Annotated in this window: 24 protein-coding genes and 1 other annotated feature; of the genes, 10 read left to right on the forward strand and 14 right to left on the reverse strand. The window is 34.8% G+C overall.

Translation table 11 applies throughout. From position 1 onward, the window contains the following. The first annotated feature begins 115 nt into the window (after positions 1-115). Positions 116-385 (forward strand): DUF3992 domain-containing protein, encoded by a 270-nt coding sequence (locus EGX95_RS06050; RefSeq protein ID WP_001997062.1) that lies wholly within the window; start codon positions 116-118, stop codon positions 383-385. A gap of 23 nt (positions 386-408) precedes the next feature. On the opposite strand, the gene brnQ3 is transcribed toward EGX95_RS06050, so the two are convergent. Next, positions 409-1,764, reverse strand: a complete 1,356-nt coding sequence (brnQ3, locus tag EGX95_RS06055) for a branched-chain amino acid transport system II carrier protein BrnQ3 (RefSeq protein WP_001099146.1) — start codon at positions 1,762-1,764, stop codon at positions 409-411. 57 nt (positions 1,765-1,821) lie between these two features. After that, positions 1,822-2,080: a binding site (T-box leader), on the reverse strand. A gap of 268 nt (positions 2,081-2,348) precedes the next feature. On the opposite strand from brnQ3, the gene EGX95_RS06060 reads away from it, so the two are divergent. Further along, complete coding sequence (locus tag EGX95_RS06060) at positions 2,349-2,558, forward strand: hypothetical protein (protein ID WP_000880630.1); 210 nt, start codon at positions 2,349-2,351, stop codon at positions 2,556-2,558. 39 nt (positions 2,559-2,597) lie between these two features. Here the strand turns inward: EGX95_RS06060 and EGX95_RS06065 are convergent, their stop codons facing one another. Further along, positions 2,598-3,374, reverse strand: coding sequence for a class I SAM-dependent methyltransferase (locus tag EGX95_RS06065; protein WP_001122122.1), 777 nt, complete (start codon positions 3,372-3,374; stop codon positions 2,598-2,600). Positions 3,375-3,482: 108 nt separating this feature from the next. Here EGX95_RS06065 and EGX95_RS06070 point away from each other — a divergent pair, with 108 nt between their 5' ends. Next, positions 3,483-4,334, forward strand: coding sequence for a YhfM domain-containing protein (locus tag EGX95_RS06070; RefSeq protein WP_001253243.1), 852 nt, complete (start codon positions 3,483-3,485; stop codon positions 4,332-4,334). Between the two features lie 104 nt (positions 4,335-4,438). On the opposite strand, the gene EGX95_RS06075 is transcribed toward EGX95_RS06070, so the two are convergent. Then, positions 4,439-4,636: a hypothetical protein gene (locus tag EGX95_RS06075; protein WP_001053353.1), complete on the reverse strand. Its 198-nt coding sequence runs from the start codon at positions 4,634-4,636 to the stop codon at positions 4,439-4,441. Positions 4,637-4,787: 151 nt separating this feature from the next. Between EGX95_RS06075 and EGX95_RS06080 the strand changes: the two genes are divergently transcribed. From EGX95_RS06080 to hmpA, 3 genes are all read left to right on the forward strand, one after another. Continuing rightward, positions 4,788-5,885, forward strand: a complete 1,098-nt coding sequence (locus EGX95_RS06080; protein WP_000794508.1) for a site-2 protease family protein — start codon at positions 4,788-4,790, stop codon at positions 5,883-5,885. 114 nt (positions 5,886-5,999) lie between these two features. Beyond that, entirely contained in the window at positions 6,000-6,518 is a 519-nt protein-coding gene (locus EGX95_RS06085) for a hypothetical protein (RefSeq protein ID WP_000735215.1), read from the forward strand. Between the two features lie 163 nt (positions 6,519-6,681). Next, the gene (gene hmpA, locus EGX95_RS06090; protein WP_000947712.1) at positions 6,682-7,890 is read left to right on the forward strand and encodes an NO-inducible flavohemoprotein; all 1,209 of its coding nucleotides are present in this window, start codon (positions 6,682-6,684) and stop codon (positions 7,888-7,890) included. A gap of 32 nt (positions 7,891-7,922) precedes the next feature. Here hmpA and EGX95_RS06095 read toward each other — a convergent pair whose 3' ends face one another. Beyond that, positions 7,923-8,435, reverse strand: coding sequence for a Crp/Fnr family transcriptional regulator (locus EGX95_RS06095; protein WP_000600590.1), 513 nt, complete (start codon positions 8,433-8,435; stop codon positions 7,923-7,925). A gap of 169 nt (positions 8,436-8,604) precedes the next feature. Here EGX95_RS06095 and EGX95_RS06100 point away from each other — a divergent pair, with 169 nt between their 5' ends. Continuing rightward, positions 8,605-8,832: a hypothetical protein gene (locus EGX95_RS06100; protein WP_000882907.1), complete on the forward strand. Its 228-nt coding sequence runs from the start codon at positions 8,605-8,607 to the stop codon at positions 8,830-8,832. A 294-nt stretch (positions 8,833-9,126) separates the two neighbouring features. On the opposite strand, the gene EGX95_RS06105 is transcribed toward EGX95_RS06100, so the two are convergent. The 3 genes from EGX95_RS06105 to EGX95_RS06115 form a co-directional block, all read right to left on the reverse strand. Beyond that, positions 9,127-9,927 carry a sulfite exporter TauE/SafE family protein gene (locus EGX95_RS06105; RefSeq protein ID WP_000455755.1) on the reverse strand — a complete coding sequence of 267 codons (801 nt, stop codon included), beginning with the start codon at positions 9,925-9,927 and terminating at the stop codon, positions 9,127-9,129. 117 nt (positions 9,928-10,044) lie between these two features. After that, positions 10,045-11,043, reverse strand: a complete 999-nt coding sequence (locus tag EGX95_RS06110; protein ID WP_000380271.1) for an inorganic phosphate transporter — start codon at positions 11,041-11,043, stop codon at positions 10,045-10,047. A gap of 11 nt (positions 11,044-11,054) precedes the next feature. Next, entirely contained in the window at positions 11,055-11,675 is a 621-nt protein-coding gene (locus EGX95_RS06115; protein WP_000231448.1) for a DUF47 domain-containing protein, read from the reverse strand. A gap of 312 nt (positions 11,676-11,987) precedes the next feature. Here EGX95_RS06115 and EGX95_RS06120 point away from each other — a divergent pair, with 312 nt between their 5' ends. After that, entirely contained in the window at positions 11,988-14,030 is a 2,043-nt protein-coding gene (locus EGX95_RS06120) for a transglycosylase domain-containing protein (protein WP_000769281.1), read from the forward strand. 95 nt (positions 14,031-14,125) lie between these two features. On the opposite strand, the gene EGX95_RS06125 is transcribed toward EGX95_RS06120, so the two are convergent. The 3 genes from EGX95_RS06125 to EGX95_RS06135 form a co-directional block, all read right to left on the reverse strand. After that, the gene (locus EGX95_RS06125; RefSeq protein ID WP_001265566.1) at positions 14,126-14,554 is read right to left on the reverse strand and encodes a hypothetical protein; all 429 of its coding nucleotides are present in this window, start codon (positions 14,552-14,554) and stop codon (positions 14,126-14,128) included. 195 nt (positions 14,555-14,749) lie between these two features. After that, the gene (locus EGX95_RS06130; protein ID WP_014297731.1) at positions 14,750-16,618 is read right to left on the reverse strand and encodes a Gly-Xaa-Xaa repeat protein; all 1,869 of its coding nucleotides are present in this window, start codon (positions 16,616-16,618) and stop codon (positions 14,750-14,752) included. 243 nt (positions 16,619-16,861) lie between these two features. Continuing rightward, positions 16,862-18,133 carry a PAS domain-containing sensor histidine kinase gene (locus EGX95_RS06135; protein ID WP_000937008.1) on the reverse strand — a complete coding sequence of 424 codons (1,272 nt, stop codon included), beginning with the start codon at positions 18,131-18,133 and terminating at the stop codon, positions 16,862-16,864. A gap of 160 nt (positions 18,134-18,293) precedes the next feature. On the opposite strand from EGX95_RS06135, the gene EGX95_RS06140 reads away from it, so the two are divergent. After that, positions 18,294-19,139 (forward strand): DUF72 domain-containing protein, encoded by an 846-nt coding sequence (locus EGX95_RS06140; protein WP_000897343.1) that lies wholly within the window; start codon positions 18,294-18,296, stop codon positions 19,137-19,139. Between the two features lie 432 nt (positions 19,140-19,571). On the opposite strand, the gene EGX95_RS06145 is transcribed toward EGX95_RS06140, so the two are convergent. The 4 genes from EGX95_RS06145 to deoD all read right to left on the reverse strand — a co-directional run bounded on the left by EGX95_RS06145 (position 19,572) and on the right by deoD (position 23,199). Further along, entirely contained in the window at positions 19,572-19,766 is a 195-nt protein-coding gene (locus EGX95_RS06145; protein WP_001094859.1) for a DUF3924 family protein, read from the reverse strand. Positions 19,767-19,885: 119 nt separating this feature from the next. Next, positions 19,886-20,416 carry a tyrosine-type recombinase/integrase gene (locus EGX95_RS06150; protein WP_000806236.1) on the reverse strand — a complete coding sequence of 177 codons (531 nt, stop codon included), beginning with the start codon at positions 20,414-20,416 and terminating at the stop codon, positions 19,886-19,888. 107 nt (positions 20,417-20,523) lie between these two features. Continuing rightward, on the reverse strand, positions 20,524-22,335 hold the full coding sequence (locus EGX95_RS06155) for a sensor histidine kinase (RefSeq protein WP_000797491.1): 1,812 nt from the start codon (positions 22,333-22,335) through the stop codon (positions 20,524-20,526). Positions 22,336-22,491: 156 nt separating this feature from the next. Beyond that, a complete protein-coding gene (deoD, locus tag EGX95_RS06160) occupies positions 22,492-23,199 on the reverse strand; it encodes a purine-nucleoside phosphorylase (RefSeq protein WP_000110707.1) in 708 nt (235 codons plus the stop codon). 176 nt (positions 23,200-23,375) lie between these two features. On the opposite strand from deoD, the gene EGX95_RS06165 reads away from it, so the two are divergent. Then, positions 23,376-24,164: a hypothetical protein gene (locus EGX95_RS06165; protein WP_000232625.1), complete on the forward strand. Its 789-nt coding sequence runs from the start codon at positions 23,376-23,378 to the stop codon at positions 24,162-24,164.

A 24,164-nucleotide genomic window follows, 5' to 3' on the forward strand; every position in this document is an offset into this window, starting at 1 on the left:
ATTTTAACCAGTGGGGTGGTCCCCACTGGTTATTAGTTTGTACAAAATCTTTTTATTGACGCTAATAAATGTAAGCGTTATCATTTAGTTGTTAACAGTACATACAAAGGGGAGAATGTATATGCTAGTTCAAACGATATTTGGCATGGATAAATCAAAAAAATTAGGGGATTATGTGAATGCATTACAAGCGCTTTGTGAACAATATAATGTTGAAACAGATAAAATTGCAATTGTTGAGGCGACAGAAGAGTACTATTTATTTTTAATAAAGCAAGAAGAGTGCTACGATGTTGTCAAAGTAGAAACAGTGGATACAAATATTGACTATTATACGAAAGCGTATAAAATAAGCAGTTTTAATCATACTGCTTATCAAAAGTAAAAAACTCCCTTTTGGGAGTTTTTTTAGGATGCTTTTACTTCACGAGATTCGGTTAGTAAGGGAACTTTTTTCGCGCCACTTAGCTTAGCGATTGCAAGGCCAATAAGAGCTCCGGCTAATGCAGGTACTAGCCAACCTATTCCTTCATTATATAAAGGGATAAATTCAAAATATGATGTGATAAATGAAACTGAAATACCACCTTGTTTTAATCCATCAAATACGCTTACAATTGCAGCTCCAATTAAAGCACCTACATAAACAGAGCGATATCCACCAAAATATTTATGAAGTAACGATAGTAGAACAAGTACAATCGCAACTGGATATACAACAAGTAGAATTGGAACAGAGATGGAAATGATTTTTGTTAAACCTAAGTTGGCAACTAATAATCCCAATACACAAATGATACTTGCGAACGTTTTGTATGAAAATTTAGTCAATAATGTCGAGAAATATTGACTACATGCAGATACAAGTCCAACACATGTTGTTAAGCAAGCGAGTGTAACGATAAGAGATAATAAAAGTAGACCATATGGACCGAATAATTGTTGTACGATCACAGTAAGTAATTGTCCACCATTCTTTGCATATCCGAGCGAGACGCTAGTTGCACCGAGCCAGCCAAGCGCACCATATACAAGTACGAGGCCAGTAGCAGCAATAAGTCCAGCTTTGGCTGTTGCGATGGCAATGGATTTACGATCCTTTACACCTTTAGAGCGAATGGTATTTACAACGATAATTCCAAATGCAAGTGCTGAAATGGTATCCATCGTTAAGTATCCTTCCATAAAGCCTTTGAAAATCGGAGAAGTTTGATACTCTTGCATTGCAGGCCCTGATTGTCCAAGTGGTGTAAAGACACTTTTAACAAACAATAAGAAAATAGAGAGTAATAAAATAGGTGTTAATATATTTCCAATACGATCTACAAGTTTAGATGGATTCAAACTCAGCCAATATACGATAGCAAAGAAGATGATTGTATATACAAAAAGTACGAGGTTGCTAGAGCGAATCGTTTCTGGTAAAAAAGAACTAGCGCCCATTTCATAAGCGACATTTGCAACGCGTGGAATACCCATAGAAGGGCCAATGGCGATGTATACAACTACCGTAAAGAATATTCCGAATAATGGGTGAACATGACTTGCAAGTTGTTGCATACCATTTCCTGATAAAGAAATTGCGATAACTGTTAGTAGTGGTAAACCGACTCCTGTTAGTAAAAATCCAATCATTGCCGGCCAAAAGTTTTCACCTGCATTTTGTCCAAGCATGGGAGGGAAAATTAAATTACCTGCCCCAAAAAATAAAGAAAATAGCATAAGACCCGTGAAAAAAATATGTTTTTTTGATACAGTGTTCATTGTTTTTCCTCCTTTTTTAAAATTCATTTGTAAGAACACAAAAAACTCGTCCCTAAAGAAAGGGACGAGTTATATTTACCCGCGATACCACCCTAATTTATACATGTAGAAATAATTCTATATGTATACGGCTTTGCAACGTACAACATGATACGTGTTCCTTGTAACGGGGGACAGCCGGTAAGAACTTACTATAACATTCGGTTCTACTTCTCGGAGATGATTTTCGGCTACGCACTGAACGTTGGCTTTCAGCAAATCGCCAACTCTCTGGGGAACAGTTCTATAACGTACTCGTTCTCGTCAATGAATTTTTATTCAAGTATTCTGACAGTATTGTTACATTTTTTTTTTAGAAAGTCAATATATTTTTTAATAAAATATATATGCGGAAATGTTATTTGTTTTGAAATGAATAGTTGATGTAAATTGAATTGTAAAACAGAAGTAAAAATTTGCGGAGAATTGTAAAAATTATAGAGAAAGTTGATATTTATAAGAGTAAAGAAGGGATTATTTGAATTTACAGAGAATAATACAACAATCCACTTGCTGGAAAGAACAAACCAAAAGAGGTGACTGGAATGCTTGCGATGGGAGTATTATTTGGCATTATTGCTATAATTGGTTTTATGTGGTTATATTATTCGCGTTCGTTTAAACAAGCAGAAGTTTTACTCTTTCAAAAAGGTAGTTTGTTGACAAATCAGTCTAGATATTTAGTATGTCCGAAGTGTGGAAGTGCACAGGCCAGAAGTGGAGGGTATCAAGAGTGTTGCAAAATTAGATTATGAAAGGAGGAAGCCTCACATTATTTTGTGAGGCTTCCTTCCTTACAACTTCATGGCGCTCCAAATGGTCCACCGATCCCTTTCGATAATAGGAGAGACGTTTTGTAAGGCAGTCTGTACTTGTTGTAGAAGTTGAGAAAGTTCATAATCTGTTAATTCGTATAGAATGGATCGACCTGTTCGGGGGGATAAATCTTGCAATAATGCTTCGACAGACTCATGTATTTTTCGTACTTCCCATTGTGTTTGAGTGGGGAACACGTGAAGAAAATATTTTTGTAATTCTTGTTGTATCGTGGTGGTTTTTGGTCGTCTTTTTGATTCTATTTCGATAAGTTTCGGAAATATAGAGAAAAAATATCCACGAATGTGTTCAGGGCTTCCAGGAATTGTACAATCTTCAATGGTTCGGTCTTGTACAATAAGTACACCGTTTTTCTTTAATATACGAGAAGCTTCACGTAGAAATGTAGGAATGTCTTGCAAATGATGAATAACCGCACGCGAAATAACAATGTCGAATGTATCGTTAGGATATGGAGTACTATGTGCATCACCGTGAATGAATGAAATATTTGAAAATCCACTACAGTTTTCTTTTGCAGCTTGTAATATTTCTTTTGAAAAATCAAGCCCAACAACACTTTTTGCTCCCATAAGAGCAAGTTCTTTCGTATAAATCCCGCCACCACAGCCGATATCAATTATTCGTTTGTTTTGTATGTCTGTAATATTTTTTATCATTTCTCTCCAAGAAATATGGGCGTTTCGCTGTGCGTATGTGTATTTATTATTTGCATCGTGAAAATTAATGGGCATGAAAAAGACCTCCTTTCAATGCTTAGTATAGCGTATTTTATAGTGTGTCACGTTTTTGTTTTTTATATGAAGATTATAAGAGTTTCTTATTGTAAAAGGAGGATTAAGGTGAGAAGGAAATATGTAGTGCTATTATTTGCTATGTTACTAGCATCTTGTAGTCAAGTTGAGCAAAAAAAAGAAACAAAAAAAGTGGAAGAGACGGTGAATGAAGTGAAAGAAACAATAGAGGTAACCGTTATACAAAAAAAAGATAAAGAGAAAAAGTTACAGGAATCTGAAGCTAATGTAGTAATAGACATTATAGATAAAGCTGAGAAACAAGAAATAACAGGTAGCTTCGGTGAACCTGAATATGAAATACAAATTAGTAGAGGTGGGAAAAAGGAAACATATTATGCATGGCTAAGAGGAGAGGACAGAAAAGGATGGATACAACATAAGAAAGCTATGTATATGCTGAATAAAAAGGATACAGAAAAGCTTTTGGCTATATTTCCAAATGTATCAGAACAAAAAGAAGATGAGATACAAGTAGGTCCTTTAACGGAAGTAACGAAAAAAGATTTGCAGATTACCGCGTTTCATATTAAAGCGGGCGATCAAAAAGTGAATTATACAGTACGGTATACGATTTCACAATCACTATACAACAAGTTAGAGAAGGAACAAAAATACTATTTGCAGGTTATTTTTCCAGAAAAAGTTCAAAAATTAATTGGAGCAAAAGAGAGTGAAAAAATCTTAGGAGAAAAGGTAAAGGAAGGATATAAACAGTATGAATTGCATGCTACTGTTCCGGTACAAGGTGCTTCAGAATCACAATTAAAGTCATTAGAAACATATTATGAAAATTATGATTTAAAAATATTAAATAGTAAACAAGAAAAAATAGGTGTTTTTCAAAATATTATTCAAATTGTTAAAGAGTATGGTGAAAAAATGAATTTACAAAGGTAAAGTGAATCTTTATTTAGTCCTTACGGATTGGGGTGAATAAAAATTTGTCAATTTTATATGTACTTTCCTAGGAAATGATAATAGAGAGGGGACGCCCCTCTCTATTACTTTGCTTTTGCAGATGGCTCATTCATTGATTTTCGTGTAATAAGGAAAGAAATCATAAGAGCGGAAAGGATGATAAGGGCAATAAATACGTGATTGGGCAACAAATCTAATAATAATACGTAACTAACGGTATAAAAAATAAGAGTTGAAGCTAAAAACGATAGAGCGCCTATTATGAGAGATTGTAAATTCAATTGTGCACACCTCCTTTTATTTATATTTTTGGCTAAAAATGGATTATATAAACATTATTTCTAACAATAGAAAAAAATATGTCATAATAGAGAAAAGAACAAGCTTTGATGAATGTATATGATTCATTAATGAAAGATAAAGGAGAGGAATATGAAAAATAATAAAAAAGGATTATGGGGAATTCTTGTTGCAATAGGGCTATTTTTACTTTCTAAGTTAAAGTGGGTATTTGCAATTTTTAAATTAGCAAAGTTTTCAACGGTATTTAGTATGTTTCTATCACTTGGTGCGTACGCGGTTATATATGGTTGGAAATTTGGGGTAGCGCTCATTTATTTGTTGTTTATTCATGAAATGGGCCATTTATGGGCTGCGAAAAGAAAAGGTATACCAACATCGCCAGCAATATTTATTCCATTTATGGGCGCTCTTATTGGGATGAAAGAGATGCCTAAAAATGCAAAAGATGAAGCATATATTGCCTATATGGGACCTCTTTTCGGATTACTTTCATTTTTACCGGCTATTCCACTTTATATGATAACGAAAGAGCCGTTTTGGGCGCTCATTATTTTACTCGGAAGTATGATTAATTTCTTTAATTTAATTCCGGTTTCTCCGTTAGACGGGGGACGGATTATTTCAGTTGTAAGTACGAAAATTTGGGGAGCGGGGCTTGTTTTATTACTTGGGTATTCAATTTATTTTAAAAGTATTTTGGGAGGATTTATTGTTATTATCGGCTGTATGGAATTGTATAGAGTAATAAAAAGAGATGAGCCAATTAAGGAATTAGGATATAAAATTGATGGAATGAAAGAATATGTTGCAAGGCTTGAAGAGGAGTTAAAAGAAACTGGTGCTGTGCATCGAAATATATATATGATGCAACATGAAATAAATGTATTAAGGCAAAAAGAAAGAGAGAAAGAATTAAAAACAGGAGAATTTCAAAAGATTGAAGTGTTAGAGTATTTGTTACCGAAGTTTGAGCCACTGGATTACGTCCCGTATGAAGATGAAAAAGAAACACATACCATTCATATAAGAGAAGCATTTGAAATGTCAGAAAGAAAATTAGAGGAATGGGATGCGGAAAAGAGACAACAGGAAAACTACTATAAAGTGGATACAAAAACGAAATGGACGGTATTTGCTTGTTATATCGGATTAATGGCTATACTTGGCTACGTAGCTTATGAAGGATATATTGTTTTACAAGAACATTTGCCAACGAGAAATGTATAAAAGAATATTGTCGAAATGATAGGAAGAATTTATACAGGAATTATATTTCTACGAGAGAATGTTACAAGTATAGTCATACATTGTAATATCTTTAGTAGAGAAGGAGTTCTGTATATGAAGAAATTGTTAAATGTATTCGTGATTATTATCGTAATGATCATTGCGAGCTATAGTCTTATGAAAGTATTATTACATTATGCGAATAAGCCCGCTGAGATAAGTACAACAGCTGAAATAGAAGATGTGCAAGAAGAGACAAAAGTACTAGATTTTATTCGTATGACACATGAAAGTTATAATAATTTCTTAAATTATGGTAAAGCAGAGAATTATACAGAAGGGGACTGGAACCAATTTAAACAATGGTTTCAACAACAAGAATCATCGTTAAAAAATATACATACAGACATAAAGAATGAAAAAATAAAACGTGATGTAAATAGAAGCTATGAAATTGTAAAAAAAGGTGTGGAGCTCCAAAATATTGAGTATGTAGTGTATGCACATCGCGTATACCATGACTTAGACATTATTGTAAATAAATATAGGGGTGAAACGAACATCTGGGGGTATACAGAAGTTGGAGATGGGAAAGATATAAGGGTAATTGAACAAGCGATACAGTCTAAATAATAAGCGAGCTAGCTAGCATTCTAGTTGGCTTATTTTATTTTGTAAGTTCAATGTTCATATATTTTTCACAAAAACACCGTGTTAATAGTGATTAAAATCACAATCTGTATTATACAATTCAGTTAAACTAAAAACAGTTAAGGAAATAGAGGAGTGGGATACAATGTTAAGTGAAAAAACAATTGAAATCGTAAAGTCAACAGTACCATTATTACAGGAAAAAGGTGTTGAAATTACAACGAGATTTTATGAAATTTTATTTTCGGAACATCCGGAGTTATTGAATATTTTCAACCATACAAATCAGAAAAAGGGAAGACAACAACAAGCGTTAGCGAATGCTGTTTATGCAGCTGCAACGTACATTGATAATTTAGAAGCTATTATTCCAGTTGTAAAACAAATTGGTCATAAGCATAGAAGTTTAGGTATTAAAGCAGAGCATTATCCGATTGTAGGTACATGTTTATTACGTGCAATTAAAGAGGTCGCAGGTGCACCTGATGAAGTATTAAACGCATGGGGAGAAGCGTATGGTGTCATTGCTGATGCATTCATTAGCATTGAAGCAGAGATGTATGAAGAAGCGGCACATAAAGAAGGTGGATGGAAAGATTTCCGTAACTTTGTAGTTGTTAAAAAAGTGAAGGAAAGCGATGTTATTACGTCATTTTATTTAAAACCTGAAGATGGAGGGAAAGTTTCTTCATTCATTCCAGGACAATATGTAACGGTTCAAATAAATATTGAAGGTGAAACATATACACATAATCGTCAATATAGCTTATCAGATGCTCCTGGAAAAGAATATTATCGTATTAGTGTCAAGAAAGAAAAAGGTGTAGATACGCCGGATGGTAAAGTATCTAATTACTTACATGAACATGTAAAAGAAGGCGATATGTTACCAGTAAGTGCACCAGCAGGAGATTTCGTATTAAATATGGATTCAACTTTACCAGTTGTCTTAATTAGTGGTGGAGTAGGTATTACACCAATGATGAGTATGCTAAATACGTTAATTGAACAAGATTCAAAACGTAATGTATGTTTTGTTCATGCAGCGATAAATAGTAATACACATGCAATGAAAGAACACGTTGAGGCAGTAGATAATGAATATGAACAAGTTAAAGCATATACTTGTTATTCTGCACCAACTGAAAAAGATTTAGAAATGAAGAACTTTGATAAAGAAGGTTTTGTTGAAAGAGAATGGTTACAAACTATTATTCCGACAACTGAAGCAGAGTTTTATTTCTGTGGTCCAATACCATTTATGAAACATATAAATGCTGTACTAACTGATTTAGGTGTGAAACAAGAACATATTCATTATGAATTTTTCGGTCCAGCAGCAAGTTTACAATAAATTGAGCTTTAAGAAGCAAAAAAAACGAGGTGTTATTTTACCTCGTTTTTTATTTGTTCTCGTAATAGTCGATTTACTGTTTCACGGCGTATACCGATCAGTTGACCAATTTCAGTTTGCGTTAATATTTCATATATAGGAATGTCACCTAAATATAGTGTGAACCATTCTTGTAAGCGATGAAGGCGTTCTTTCGGAGAGACGGTCGTCAATTGGTCGATACGTTGCTGCATCATTCTTAATTTTGACTGTAATTGCATAGCGATATTTGCATATGATGCAGGATCCGCTTGAAGTTGATCATACCATTCATTACTCATTATAGGTTCAACTTCTGTTTTCATTAAAGCGATTGCTGTACCGTGATATTCCTTCGGTGAAATTAAAGAATGGTGAGGTATCGTTTCTCCTGGAACGATAATATTGAATAGAAATGGTGTTCCATTTTCTTCTAACCTTACTACTTTTAATAAACCTGTTTTTATAAAATATAAAGGACCGTCCTCACCTTGACGGAATAGTACATCTCCTTTGTGTAAAATCAATGTTAGCCCCCCATTTAAACATCTCTATTTCTTTTATGTTAGCGTATATGTATAAAGATAATATACTTTACAACAGCAATTTCATTGACGAAATATATGCTATTACAGTAGTATACTATTTAGTGTGTAATAGTACTAGCAATGAATACGCTGTAGGGGGTTTAGTATATTGTTAGATGCGATAAAAATGACGGATATGAGAATTCCAGCGAATGCCATCATTCATGTAGAAGAGATGAAAGGTGGAGTCGTGTTATCCGTTGAAGTAGACGGCCAAATTATTTATACGATGGCTTATGATGAAGAAACAGATAGTTATGCTGAATTATATGATCGAAACGATAAGAGGGCGTGCCAAGTACATGAAGATTTTATGGGATGGTCACTTCTTCATTAAAAAAGATGTCAATATGACATCTTTTTTTATTAAACCGATAGAATATACAAAGAAATGAAATATAAGGATAAAATTTGTAATAAATGATTTTGCATTGTTAGCACTTTGTAACTGCAACTGAATTATTTTTTCGCTATCATAAAGATAACAGTCGCAGTCATAGGAGTGGTCAACGTGAAGAAAGTACATATTTCCAATTACATGTTATTATGTGTTTGTCTAATTTTATTTGTTCTCTTAGGAGGATTTTTATATTCATGTGTATAAGAAAAAACGCATTCTAAAAAGAACGCGTTATAAAAAAGAAGTAATGATTAATCTAGTCCCAAGAATAATTAATGTGATACGCAATAAATTAATTACGGCGTTACCGCTTAATTTTGTATTAATATATGCCCCGATTTTTCCACCAATCCATGCACCAGGAATAAGAATTAATGCGTAAATCCAGCTGACATTTCCAAGGGAGATGTGAGTTGCAGAACTTACAATTGCTGATAGAAATACGATAAACATCGAAGTTGCTACAGCAATATGTGCTGGGAATGCAAAAAGTAGCATCATTGCTGGAACAAGTAAAGCACCGCCACCAATTCCAAATAATCCAGATATAAAACCAACTATAAAGGCGATAAAGATAGCGAGAAGCGGTGGGAATTGATAGTGTACAGTGTTTCCTTCGTTATCTGTAAAAGAGCGCTTGATTACAGTCATATTTGATAAAGAAAGGGGTTTTAATTTGTCTCGTAACATAAGAAGAATGGAGACAAAAATAAGAAAAATCCCAAAATATAAAGAAAATGTATCTTGTTTTAAAAATTTATTCGCCCACGAGCCGATGATACCACCAGGGCCACTCCCGATAAATAAAATAAGTCCACTTTTGTAATCTACTCGTTTATGCTTCATATAAGTAAGGGTGGAAGATAGTCCCGTAAAAACGACTGTTACCATTGAAGTTCCTACTGCAAGTTGTGGTGACAGGCTATGTAATCCGATTAATAACGGAACAATAATAATTCCGCCGCCAAGTCCGACTAGACTCCCGACTGTCCCGGCGATTAGCCCGATGAAAAGTAACATGATGTATTCCAAAATTGCCAACTCCTCTATATAACTTATCCACCAATTATTATACACGCTTTTTCATGAGAAAAAGCTTTGTTCACAAAAAAGTCGTCTTCCTAGAAAAATAAGGAAGACGACTTTTAATTAAAAGATTAAGTGTAATAAAGAATAAAATAAAGCAGCTAATGAAGCTGAAATAGGAAGTGTAATAACCCAAGTAATCAACATGCGTTTTGCAGTTCCCCATTTTACACCTTTTACACGATGAGAAGCACCAACCCCTAAAATAGAAGAGGAGATAACGTGCGTCGTACTAACTGGTAAGTGAATGAATGTTGCCCCGAAAATAACAAGAGATGATGATAAATCAGCAGCTACACCATTTACAGGACGAATTTTCATAATTTGTCCACCGACAGTTTTAATAATTTTCCATCCGCCGACAGAAGTACCAAGACCCATTGCAATGGCACAAGATAATTGTACCCAGAACGGGATGTCGCTAGAAGTATGATAACTATTCGCCATAAGAGCCATTGTAATAATTCCCATTGCTTTTTGCGCATCATTCGTACCATGTGTATAAGCTTGTAATGCAGCAGTGAAAATCTGGAATATACGGAAGTTTTTGTTCGTCTTCGTTAAATTAAAGTTTTTAAAGACGACTTTAAAAATACTGTATACGATATAACCAATAACAAATGCGATAATTGGTGAAATGATTAAAGCTTCAATAATTTTTATGAATCCTTTAAAGTTTAATGAACTAAAACCAGCAGCAGCGATAGCTGCACCTGCGATGGAGCCAATGATTGCATGCGAAGAACTACTTGGAATACCGTAGTACCAAGTAATCAAATTCCATGCTATTGCCGCAAGTAAAGCGGCTAAAATTACAAGAGAACCATTTTGTAAAGCGAACGGATCAACGATATCTTTCGTAATCGTTTTTGCTACACCTGTAAATGTCATCGCACCTAAAAAGTTCATAATAGCTGCCATAATAATTGCATGTCTAGGCTTTAGAGCTTTCGTTGAAACAGCCGTTGCAATAGCGTTTGCTGTATCGTGAAATCCATTAATAAAGTCAAAAGCTAAAGCGCAAATGACTACTAAAACGGTCAGTATCAAGAGTGTATCCATGATCAAACTCCTTACGCGTTCTTCATAATAATTGTTTCTAATACGTTTGCAACGCTTTGGCAGCTATCCGCTACTTCTTCAAGCTCTTCGTAAATCTCTTTGTATTGAATGATCTTAATTGGATCTTTTTCACGAGAGAATAAGTGCTTAATCGCGTGACGGCGAATATCATCACATTGTGATTCATAATCTTTAATCTTAATCGCATTTGTACGAATGTCGACTAATTTTTTGTTAGACATTAATTCAACAGAGTTTGCAATTTCAATCGCACATTGATTAATTGCTTCTACGAATTTAATCATGTATTCATCAGCTTCTGTAATAGAATACATTTCGAATAGACCAGCACTATGATCTAATCCGTCTAATACATCATCCATACTCATTGCAAGCTGTAGGATGTCCTCACGTTCAATAGGAGTAATAAACGCTTTGTTTAGCTCCATAATGATTTCGTGAATAAATGAGTCACCTTTTGACTCATACTCTTTCATGCGCATAGAAAACTCTTTTAAATCGCTAGCATTTTTAATTTTATACTCCACGAAAAACTGCGCGCCTTCTTTTAAATTTTCGGAAACATTCATTAACATTTCAGAAAATTTATCTTTTTTTGATTTAAAGACCATTATTAGTTACCCCCACAAAAGTAATATATGTAAAATATATTGGCTAGTCAATTCTAACAAAAAACTGTCGTTTTTTAAAACATTTTATCGAAAAGTTTACAAAAACTTAACATAACTCTTATTGTTGTATTAATAATATTAATAATCAATATTGAATATCTTACTTGTAGAATGTCCTTTTCTTGCAAAAAGTATGAATGTGAAAGAAAAGCTTTACACTACAGGAAAGACTACGTTATTATAATAAATTTAAAAGGAGGTATATTCTTCCTTTTGAAAAGAAGAGTGTAAACAAACGAAGGAAGTGAACGAATGAAATTGAAGAACACTCACTTAAAAAAAATGCAGGAGTGGTTCAACAAGAGGAAGAAGCTTCGTAATTCATTAATTGTATTGGGAAGTTTGCTCGCTACTCTATTTATTGCTATAAATATAATAATTTCTATTCAAGACATATCTGAATTAAAGCAAGCTGTTCCGCAGCCGACCTTAATTTATGATGCAAACAATGAAGTTGCGACTAAATTAGCTTCTTCTAAAACAGAAGGCGTAAAAAAGAAAGATATTCCTGATATTATGGTTCAGGCCATTGTTGCAGTAGAAGATAAGGAATTTTTTAACCATCACGGGATTTACTATAGTGGAATTATAAGTGCAGTTTTTAAAAATATTACAGCAGGAGAAGTTGTAGCAGGTGGAAGTACAATTACACAACAACTTGCGAAAAATGTATTTCTGACACAAGACCGCACATACTCTCGAAAAATTAAGGAATATTTTTTAACAAAAAAAATAGAGCGTACGTATACGAAAGATGAAATCATTGAAATGTATATGAACCAAATTTATTTTGGTGAAGGTGCTTGGGGTATAAAAAGAGCAGCTAAATCTTATTTTGATAAAGATGTAAAAGATTTAACAATTTCAGAAGCAGCAACGATTGCGGGCTTGATTAAAGCACCATCTGCGTATTCACCTTATAAAAACTTTAACAAGTCAATTGAAAGACGTAATGTCGTATTAAGTTTAATGAAAGAGCAAGGGTATATTTCGGACGAACAGTATAATAAAGAAAAAGAGAGTGGACTTGTGTTAAAACGTGGCGTTGATGATAAATACAAGGGAAAATACTCTCAATATGTAGACTATATTGTTAGAGAGGCGATGGACAAGTACGAATTAACACAAAATGAAATTTTAGCAGGTGGTTATCGTATTTATACAGAGCTTGACCCGAAAAAACAACAGGCCGTAGAAGACGTTGTGAATAATGATAGTTATTTCAAAGATAGTGGCTCAGACCAACTCATGCAAACGGGTGTAGTTCTTATGAATCCCAAAACAGGTGGTATACCAGCTTTAGTTGGAGGCAGAGGGCCGTATCAGTTTTTACAGTTTAACCATGCAACCCAATTAAAAAGACAACCGGGCTCAACGTTAAAACCTTTGGCTGTATATGTACCAGCGTTAGAACAAGGATATGAAGTATACGATATATTAAAAGATGAACCATTTAACATTAAAGAATATAAACCACAAAATAGCGATCATACTTTTCACGGTGATGTGACAATGTATGAAGCCGTAGCAAAGTCGTATAATGTTTCAGCTGTGTGGCTATTAGAACAAATTGGATTAGATAAAGGATTGAAATCTTTAGAGCGATTTGGTATTCCATTAGTGCCAGAAGATCGTACGTATCCGATTGCTTTAGGCGGTATGCATGTGGGGACATCTCCATTTGTAATGGCTCAAGCATACAGTACATTTGCAAATGACGGAGTCCAAGTGGAAGCTCATGCAATTAGGGAGATACAAAATGCTGAAGGTGAAACGCTTGGAAAGTGGTATAAGAAAGAGACACGAGTGACGAGTGAGAAAGTTTCTCAAAAAATGACATATTTATTAAAAGGTGTTGTCGAAAAGGGCACGGGCGAAAAGGCAAAAGTTAATAATGTTGATACGGCAGGTAAGACAGGAACTACTCAAATTGTAAATGGCCCGAGCACCGGTGCAAAGGATTCATGGTTTGTTGGATACACACCAGATTTGGTAGGTGCGATTTGGGTAGGATATGATAAAACCGATAGCGATCATTATGTTCCGGGTGGTAGTCAAATTACGACGACAATGTTCCGGGATATTATGAAAAAAGCGAACGCAAATCCAGCTCAAAAAGCATTTCAGTTATCGCTCATTTCTGAGGCTGATTATAAAAAACAATTGACTACAATAGAAGAAGAAAAACGAAGAAAAGAAGAAGAGAAGAGAAGGAAAGAAGAAGAACAACAACGAAAACAAGAGCAACAAGAGTGGCTTGATAAAGTGAAAGAATGGATTCCTTCATTTTGGTAAAAGAAAGAGGCGAATAACGAAATTCGCCTCTTTTTTGTATGAAAAACAAAATGAAACTTTAAATGATAGAGATTTTCATCTATCCTTATTAGCTATTATTCGTTAAGTATAATGTTCGTACTGCCATAGGATTCGGAATCGTATGTGACACTTATTCTACCTTTGCTTATAGGTTCATAAGGTAATTCTTCTTCGTAATTACCGTTATTCTCATTGTGGATAGAAAGTGTAATTTCATCGATTTTTTTATTTGTATACTGATTTTTAATCGTTTCAGCAATTTGGAGTAACGCCTCGGAACTAGAAGCTTTCGTAATAAGCATTCCTTTTATAACCCTTTTTTCATTATTTGTGGAATTGGAATAAGGGATGTTGCTTTGTTTTGTATACAAAAGTTTGTATGGAGCAGTTTTTCTCTCTGCTTTTGATATAGTGGAATATTTTAGAGTTAAAAAAAATCCTACACATAAAATAATGCATACCATAAGTGCAAACCAAATGCGTATTAGTGACATAACTCTCATTTGCATCCCTCTTTCATATCTTTGACTTCACTATTTATCATACAAAATAAGGATTAAGATAGAGTAAATTTGAGGTAAAGAAACGTAAAGAAGGAGCACTTATCCTCCCAAATAAGTGCTCCTTTCTATATAAAGAGAGATTTAATGCACGGTTAAACGATACATATTATTTTAAATATACTTTTTAAGCGAAAATTAGTAAATTCGGAATACAGATAGTGTTGCTGTTGTATCGCCTGTGTTAGGAATAGAAATAGTGTTTGCTGTAGGCTGTATAGAAATCGTTGTACCAGCTTGTAAAGTAACAATTGTAGAGAAAGAAACAGCACTACCGATAACGTTAGTTGAGAAATTACGAGTAGGTGGTTGACCATTGAATGAAATACCGAATCCAAATGGTGAAGACCCTGGGAAAGTTGTAGACGCTGAGAAACTAATATCATATACGCCTGTTTCTAAAATCGTTAAAGTATCTGAAGTATCATTGAAAGAGATATTAGTTAATTCAAACACTTGATTGAATTGAAGGTTTGTTCCAGGTGATATAGTTTGTGGATTTGAGTTTCCGATTGCCGCGATCGTTACAGGAATTGGTGTACCCGCTGGTCCGGTTGCACCAGTAGCACCTGTTGCGCCTGCCGGTCCTTGAGCACCAGTAGCGCCAGTAGCCCCTGCAGGCCCTTGAACACCTTGAGGCCCAGTAGCACCGGTAGCCCCTGCTGGTCCTTGAACGCCTTGAGGTCCTTGAGCACCAGTAGCCCCTGTTGCGCCTGCTGGTCCTTGAGGCCCAGTAGCCCCCGCTGGCCCTTGAACGCCTTGAGGTCCTTGAGCACCAGTAGCCCCTGCAGGCCCTTGAGCACCAGTAGCGCCAGTAGCCCCTGCAGGCCCTTGAACACCTTGAGGTCCTTGAGCACCAGTAGCACCAGTAGCGCCAGTAGCCCCTGCCGGCCCTTGAACACCTTGAGGTCCTTGAGCACCAGTAGCCCCCGCTGGCCCTTGAACGCCTTGAGGTCCTTGAGCACCAGTAGCCCCTGCAGGCCCTTGAACACCTTGAGGTCCTTGAGGCCCAGTAGCCCCCGCTGGCCCTTGAACACCTTGAGGTCCTTGAGCACCAGTAGCCCCTGTTGCGCCTGCTGGTCCTTGAGGCCCAGTAGCCCCCGCTGGCCCTTGAACACCTTGAGGTCCTTGAGCACCAGTAGCGCCAGTAGCCCCTGCAGGCCCTTGAACGCCTTGAGGTCCTTGAGCACCAGTAGCGCCAGTAGCCCCTGCAGGCCCTTGAACACCTTGAGGTCCTTGAGCACCAGTAGCGCCAGTAGCCCCTGCAGGCCCTTGAACGCCTTGAGCACCAGTAGCGCCAGTAGCCCCTGCTGGTCCTTGAACACCTTGAGCACCAGTAGCACCGGTAGCCCCTGCAGGTCCTTGAATACCTTGAGGCCCTTGAGGTCCAGTAGCGCCTTGAACACCTGCAGGTCCTTGAGCGCCTTGAGGTCCTTGAGGTCCAGTGGCACCTTGAGCGCCCGCTGGTCCTTGAGGCCCAGTAGCACCCGTAGCCCCCGCCGGTCCTTGAGGCCCAGTAGCGCCAGTAGCCCCTGTTGCGCCTCCGCCTCCAAGACAACCTGATCCGTATTGAACTAGGATAGCTTGGATCTCTGTTATAAGTTTAACTAGTTTGTCGGTCGTACAACAATCTACTTTGAATAACTTAGCGATATACAATAAATAATTAAGCAGGCTTTGTAGTTCAACGTACAACGCTCCGCATGAGAAAGGTGTTGTTCTTAAAATAGTTAATAGATTAGCAATGATAGAATTTCCAATTTGTTTTTGTGCTGGAGATAAATCTAAGCAATTGAGAAATTTTTGTAAGTTATTTAGAGCAGCGATTAAGTTATCGATATTATTTTGAGAAGGGTTTTGAAAGACAGCTTGAATAGCTTGGCCAAGAGCTTGAAGAAGTCTTACAAATTCTGTAAGTTCGGACTTAGAGATGTTAATATGACTACAAGCTCTGACTTCGCAACAGTCATTACCATAAAATACTTTTCCTTTATTTTTATTGTTCATCTTTTCATTCCTTTCTTTCATAGAATCAATAGTCATTACTATATATTAAAATGAAATTTATACTAAATCCGTGATGGACAAACTACCATTTCTAAAAAAATAAGAAATTGGCCCGCTTGGCAAACAAATAAGTAAGATATAGAGAAGGTTTCATATAATGTAAAGAAGAAAAGTTCAACATAAAAAACTGCATGTCGATTGTTAAGGGATTTAACAATTGACATGCAGTTCGTGAATTGAATTTTATTTGTCTTGATTTAATCTTTCAAGGGCTGTTTTAGGTAAGATTGGAATTGAAATAGTAAAAGTAGTACCATCTTCATTACTAGTCATTTTTAATGTACCGTTATGATTTTGAATAATTTTTTTCGTTACTGCCAAGCCGAGTCCTGTACCGGAATCTTTTGTTGAGAAGAATGGATCAAAGATATATTCTTGAATCGCTGATGGAATACCAGTCCCATTATCAGTGAAAGTAATACGAACAAAATTATCTAGGCGGTAACTAGTAATTTGGATAGAAAGTTTTTTTTCCCCTTGAGCATCGACAGCGTTCTGGAATAAGTTTAAAAAAACTTGCACAAGTTCATGACGATCAATATGAACTAAAATATCATCTAATTCGGTAGAAAAATTATAATTAATTGAAATGTTATGTAAAAAGACTTCGCTAGCTAGTAACTGTTGAATATACTCACGTAAAAATGTATTAATTGGAAAGGGTTCTCTTGTAAATTCACGTGTTTTTGAAATAGATAAAAATTTTGTAATGATACTATTTGCGCGATCTAATTCAGGAATAAGTAAGTTTTTAAATAGTTCTTTATTAGATGGAGAAACAGTTTCTTGTAAAAATTGTAAATAACCTCGTACGGTTGTAAGAGGATTACGGACTTCATGTGCAATACCAGCTGCGATTCGCCCTGCTAACGAAAATTTTTCTGCATCACGTTCTGTGTTTAAATAATGAAAGACACTAATAACTCTAAAAATTTCTCCGTTATAATCACGAATAATTCGGTTATTTAAAATACCATAGTTTTTGTCTAAAACTTCTTCATTATATATTTCTGTGCCTGTTCTTAATGTTTCAAGAGCTTTAATTTTTTCTTCAGGTAATTTTAGTAATTGTTGAATTGGCTTTCCGATTATATCATTTCGTACTACACCAAAATCATCTGCCGCAGCCTGATTACATAAAGTTATATTTCCCTTATTATCAACAAAGGTTACATGATGTGAAAAAGCATCAAAAATATGAACAAAGTATGTTTCAAGTTGTTTAAATAAAAATAATGAATCGCAAGTAAGCTGAAAATCAGCCTCTTTATTCTCTTTTTGTATGTTTTGAATAGAATGAGTTGATCTCGTTTTCTTTATTTGTAAACCAATCTGTGGATTTTTATATGTAAAATGATGTGGTAATTGATTCACAAGTTCTTCATAAAAACGTACTTTATTTTCTAATTCGTCTATTCGTTTTTCATGAGACACAATATCATCTTTTGGAAGCATAAATAAATAACCCCTCAATTTAAAAATTCTTCCATCTAGTATATCATATTTTTATACGGATACTCTTAAAGAAGGGACTACTTAATGAAATTGATTGGTCGAAGTGTTCAGGAAGTGAGTAGAATGGATAGTAGGTGAAGTTAAAAAGGGAGGAATATATTTGCTTTTCATTGGAGTAACAGGGTGGGGAGATCATGATTCTTTATATATAGACCCCTATGAAAATAGAAATAAATTACGAACATATAGTGAGTATTTCCCTATAGTAGAAGTGGATAGTTCATTTTATGCGATGCAACCTGCACGAAACTATACAAAATGGGCAATGGAAACACCGAAAGATTTTTCTTTTATCGTCAAAGCATATCAAGGAATGACAGGACATATGAAAGGTGAAGTTCCTTTTTCTACGTTCGATGAGATGTTTGATGTATATAAACAATCTATTCTTCCTTTAATTGAAGCTGGTAAATTAAAAACCATTTTATTTCAATATCCACCATGGTTTGATTGTAAAAAGAAAAATGTAGATTTTCTTCGATATACGAAAGAAAAAATGGAAGGTTTGCCGTGTGCAATAGAATTTCGAAATCAAACATGGTTTTATCCAGAAATGAGAGATAAGACGTTACAGTTTCTAGAGCAAGAAAAATGGATTCATACAATTTGTGATGAGCCACAGGCAGGGATGGGTTCAGTACCACTCGTATTAGAAGTGACGAATGCAGAGATGGTGTTAATCCGTTTTCATGGCCGAAATGTTCATGGCTGGCTTGATAAAGGGGAAAATTGGAGAGCGGTTCGTTGCTTATATCGCTACAACAATAAAGAATTAGAAGAATGGGTAGAAAGACTAGAACAATTAAAAAAGCAGACAAAGGACATATACGTATTATTTAACAATAATTCAGGCGGAGATGCAGCTGATAATGCGAAACAGCTTATGAAAATGATGAACATTACATATGGTGAGCCAAAGCCTGAGCAATTAAATTTGTTTGAGTGATAATAAACAAGAAAGGCACTGTACAAACAGGGGGAATGTACAGTGCCTTTCTATATGAAAAAGAGGGGTAACAATGTTACTGAGCGTTTGGTTGATTCATCAATTGTTGGCTTCGTAATAAATGATAATGGTTATCATTATCATTGTCAATGGTTTTCCTGAAAATAAATAAAAAATTTTTTATGGGATAGTAACGATAGGGAGATCCCTAATAGGAGTTTGGCTAAAGTAAAGAATTGTTTCGAGGTAGATTTCCTGCAAACCCCTGATAATCAGTGAGGTTTTGTTCATCCCCCACTGATTATCAGCCCTCACCAATCGGGCTTTTACGGGCAGCCCGACCTCCATCTAACTTCTTTACTTCCGCTGAATTTTGAGGTGGGGGTCTTACTGCCCGTTAATGCGGGATAAAGTATAAAAAAAGAACAGCAATTAATGCTGTTCTTTGCTAGTGATGAATTGTTGTAAATCAAAAGGAGTTATCGCTTGGATAAATTCTTTTGAGATAAGTGTTTGAACAAGAGTACTCTCAGAAATAGAAGCACCTGTTTTCTTTTCATAAGCTTGTTTCAATAAATCAAGTTTTTCAGCCGTTTCTTTCGGTAATTCAATTGTTAAAGTGTTCATAATTTCTCCCCCTTACTATTAGAGTACCACTACAATATAGGAGAGACAAGAAAAGAGAATGTGAAACATAAAAAAGGTTACCATTTATAAATGGTAACCTTTTTTATGTATAAGAGTTATTAAGCAATACCGATATACTTTAAAGTTTTTGATGGAGTACTATGATCAAAGAAGTGTTGTAAAAATGCGATATCAACACCTGATTTGTATGCACAATATCCCCAAGTTTTTCGAAGTGTATGTGAGCTAATCCCTTCTAATCCAACTTCTTTTGCAGCTTTGTTTAAAATGTACCACGCATGTTGTCTCGTAATAGATTTTGTTCCTTTTTGAGACTTTAATAATGGTTCATTACGTTTCCAAGTTTTACGTTCTTTCATGTAGTCTTCGATTGCGTGCTGTAAGTCTTCATTTACAGCGAACCATTTATGTTTCTTTACTTTTTCATTGTAAAATAAAATGGAATGGCGAACATTTTCATTTTCATCGATTACATCACTAACTTTTAATTGTAAGATTTCACTTACTTTTAAGCCAGAATTTACAGCTAATACGAATAATAAGCCATCACGTTTCGAAGATTGTAAAAGTATATTTTTGATAGTTTCTAATTGTTTTTCATTTTGAATAGGTTGTCCTGCTTGTTTCATTTCACGCACTCTCCTCTTTTATATGTGTAAAGGAAAGGATTAACTTGTTTCTAACTATAAAGGGAGAGTGTGAATTTCATGTGAACTCCTAGTGAAATTAAGACAAATTATTTGACTTCTTTTACTTTTTGTAAATTAAAGTAGAATACAACACTATTAGTCGTATTATATACACCATACTCGGCATGGTGGAGGTCTAAAATATTTTTAACAATAGATAATCCAAGACCAGTACCACCAGTATGACGGCTACGCGATGCATCTAAACGGTAGAAACGATCCCAAATTTTTTCAAGACTGTCTTCTGGAATAGGGTTTCCTGTGTTTTCGATTTCAACTTTTACTGTATCTTCCATTTCTATAACGGAGACTTGTATTTTTTCTCCATCTGGCGTATAGCGAATTGCATTGCTAAGTAAGTTCACAACTACTTGTTCAATTCGACTACGATTCGCTTTCACAAATATAGAAGGGTCTACATCTATATTCACTTGTAAATGTTTTTCCTCCATGCTAAATAATAACTTTGTATAGACTTGTTGAATTAGTTCACCGATTGAGAATGTCGTCATATCTAGCTTGTACGTACCTGATTCTAATTTTGCTAATTCTAACATTTCAACAATAAGTCTGTTCATGTTTTCGGTTTCTTCTAAAATAACATCTGTGTAATACGTCGTATCTTTACTAACGCCATCTTTAATTCCTTCTGCGAAACTTCTAATTACACTAAGTGGTGTTTTTAATTCGTGTGATACACCAGAAATGAATTCTTTTCGCGTTTTCTCTAATTGACGTTCACGTTCAATATCTTGTTGTAATTTTGTATTGGCAACATTTAATCGATCAATTCGGTCTTTTAAATTTACAGATAACGTATTAATACTACCGGAAAGCCCTCCAATTTCATCGTCTGCTGTTACAGGTAATTTCTCGCTAAAATCAAAATTGGCCATTTTTTTTGTAACACGATTCATTTTAATTAATGGTTTCACAATAATTTTTGAGTAGTAGAAGGATAACAAAATAATTACGAGAAATACGATGATTAAGGCATAGACATAATAATCTTTCAAAACGAGCATCGCTTCATTAACAGGTTGCAAGGATGCTATCGCAAAAGCATATTCTGTAATCTTTCCATTTTCCATAATAGGCTTTACAAAGATGCTATTTTTTATATTCTCTTCACTATCTAGTAGAAAATAGCTTAATTGATGCGAGTTAGCAGTACCATTTCTAATAATATCTGCAAAATATTGAACGGCTTGTAATGTTTCAAAATCATTTGCAAGACGAACATCCGCTTTGGATGGAAGCTGTAACTTAGAAACAATACCAGTAAACTCAATTTGAGTCACAGGTTTGTATCGGCTTGTAATTCTATTTTTAGAAGGATTGCCATTAATGGATGAAAAATCTGAATTGATACGTTCGTTTTGCCATCGATTATAACTTGTTGTCAATTCTAGTGGTGTTATTATTTTCCCTCGTACCCAACCGACGACGTTGATCATGTCATCTTTTTTCAATCCTAAGTTTTCAAATTTTTTATATTCTTCGGGCGTTAAAAGATTATTGAGCGGAATGGAATATGCTTCACTATTTTTAGGATTAATTACATCAATATAGTAATTGTTGTCACTTTTAATAATGCCTTCAGGAGATAGAAATTGCATATCAGCATTTGTTTTATCATGAAATTCTTGTTTTAGTTTTCGAATTTCTTCATAACTTTTCCCACTTTTTTCGTACGTATCTACGAAATCCTCAAAAGCAGTTTGAACTGTTTTTACTTTTTTATTAATATAAAATTTCTCTAAAAATAGAGATTGTCCTAGGAAAAATAGGAGGAATATGATTGTAAATAATGTCGATGTTAATAAGAATAGTTTAAAGACGATACTTCTGTTTTTCACTGCGTCACCTCTTGTGAGAAATACTGTAAATGATTTCTTAATTATAACAAACGTTACAAAAAAGTAGAGGAGAAAATCTGTCTCTTCTGAAAGTAGTTTTTAATAAAAAGTCACATAAAAAGAACTCGACAGACGTATGACGAGTTCTTTAATGTATTATTGTTGAATTGCTGCATCTAAAGCGATTTCAATCATTTCGTTAAATGTAGTTTGACGCTCTTCAGATGTTGTTTCTTCACCAGTGAAGATGTGATCACTTACTGTTAAGACAGATAATGCATTTACACCGTATTTCGCTGCTAATGTGTAAAGCGCAGTTGTTTCCATTTCTACTGCTAGTACACCGTAATCTCCAAGCTTTTTCACCATGTCCATGCTCTCACGGTAAAATACATCTGCTGTTAAAACGTTACCAACACGAACGTGTAGGCCTTTTTCAGTTCCAGCATCGTAAGCTTTCTTTAGAAGGTCGAAGTTTGCAGCTGGTGCAAAATCAAATCCTGGGAATGTTAAACGGTTCATATTAGAATCCGTACAAGCTGTCATTGCAATAATAACGTCACGTACTTTTACGTCTTTTTGAATAGCACCGCAAGTTCCAACACGAATTAAATTTTTAACTCCGTAGCTTTGGATTAATTCGTTTACATAAATAGAAATAGAAGGAACACCCATACCTGTACCTTGCACAGATACACGTTTTCCTTTATAAGTTCCAGTGAATCCTAACATTCCACGAACGTTATTATAGCAAGTAACGTCCTCTAGAAATGTTTCAGCAATATATTTTGCACGCAATGGATCACCAGGTAATAGAATAGATTCAGCGATTTCACCTTGTTTTGCTTCAATATGTACACTCATGAAAAGTCCTCCTTATAATGTATTGATAGAAATCAATATCATTTGCATTATACACTATGAATCCTTTCAATTAAAATCTTTTTTATCCTTTGTAATATGTGCAAAACAGAAGGATTTCATAAATCATAATCTAGAATATATATGAAAGAAGTTTTGTATGAATAGAGACTATAAAAATGGTAGGTGATGTTTTGAAAAATCTTGTCATTGGACTTGTTGCTTTGTTATTTGTTGTAGTAGGCGGATTTTACATAAAAAAGTATCAAGAAACAACAGAGACTGTAGGTGATGTTCAGGAAGTAAAATGGGATGTGTCAAATGGAAAAGGAAATGAGAAAGCAGATATTTTGTTTCAATTATTAAATAATAAAAATAGCGAAGTACGTGGTGTGAATGATCAAATTCGGGCAGTTATTGTAGACGGACAATTAAAACATGTACAACAAATGAAACCTGCATTTGCAGGAAATGGATCATATAAGGTATCTTCTAAAATAGCGAAAGATGAAGGCTATACAATATTTTTATATGAAGACAAAAATAAGTCTGTGCAATCATTTGCGAAGAAAGATTTTGGGAAGGAAATAGAGGAGAAAAATAAGAAAAAAGTAAAGTTTCCAATTGATAGTGTACTTACAAAAAAAATAGGGGAGTATGAAGTTTCTCTTTTATTCGGTGCACTGCATCCGAATGAGCCAGTGACGTTAACATTTCAATTTCAAGCGAAAAAGGGTGAGAAATTGAAATTACATGCAGAGAGAGGAGAAGTGGAGGCGCTCTATATTGTGGATGAAACGAGAGAAAATTTTTTATATGCAATCCCTGTTGATACAGAGGGGCAATTACAATACCGTATTACATTTCCCGTTGAAGGAACGTACAAAATATGGGGAGATTTCTATATAAATGGTAAGAAATATGAAAAAGAATTTATTGTACAAGTTCAAAAAAGAAAAAACAGCTAA

Origin of the sequence: Bacillus sp. FDAARGOS_527, assembly GCF_003812125.1 — a bacterium.
Classification (GTDB): Bacteria; Bacillota; Bacilli; order Bacillales; family Bacillaceae_G; genus Bacillus_A; species Bacillus_A paranthracis.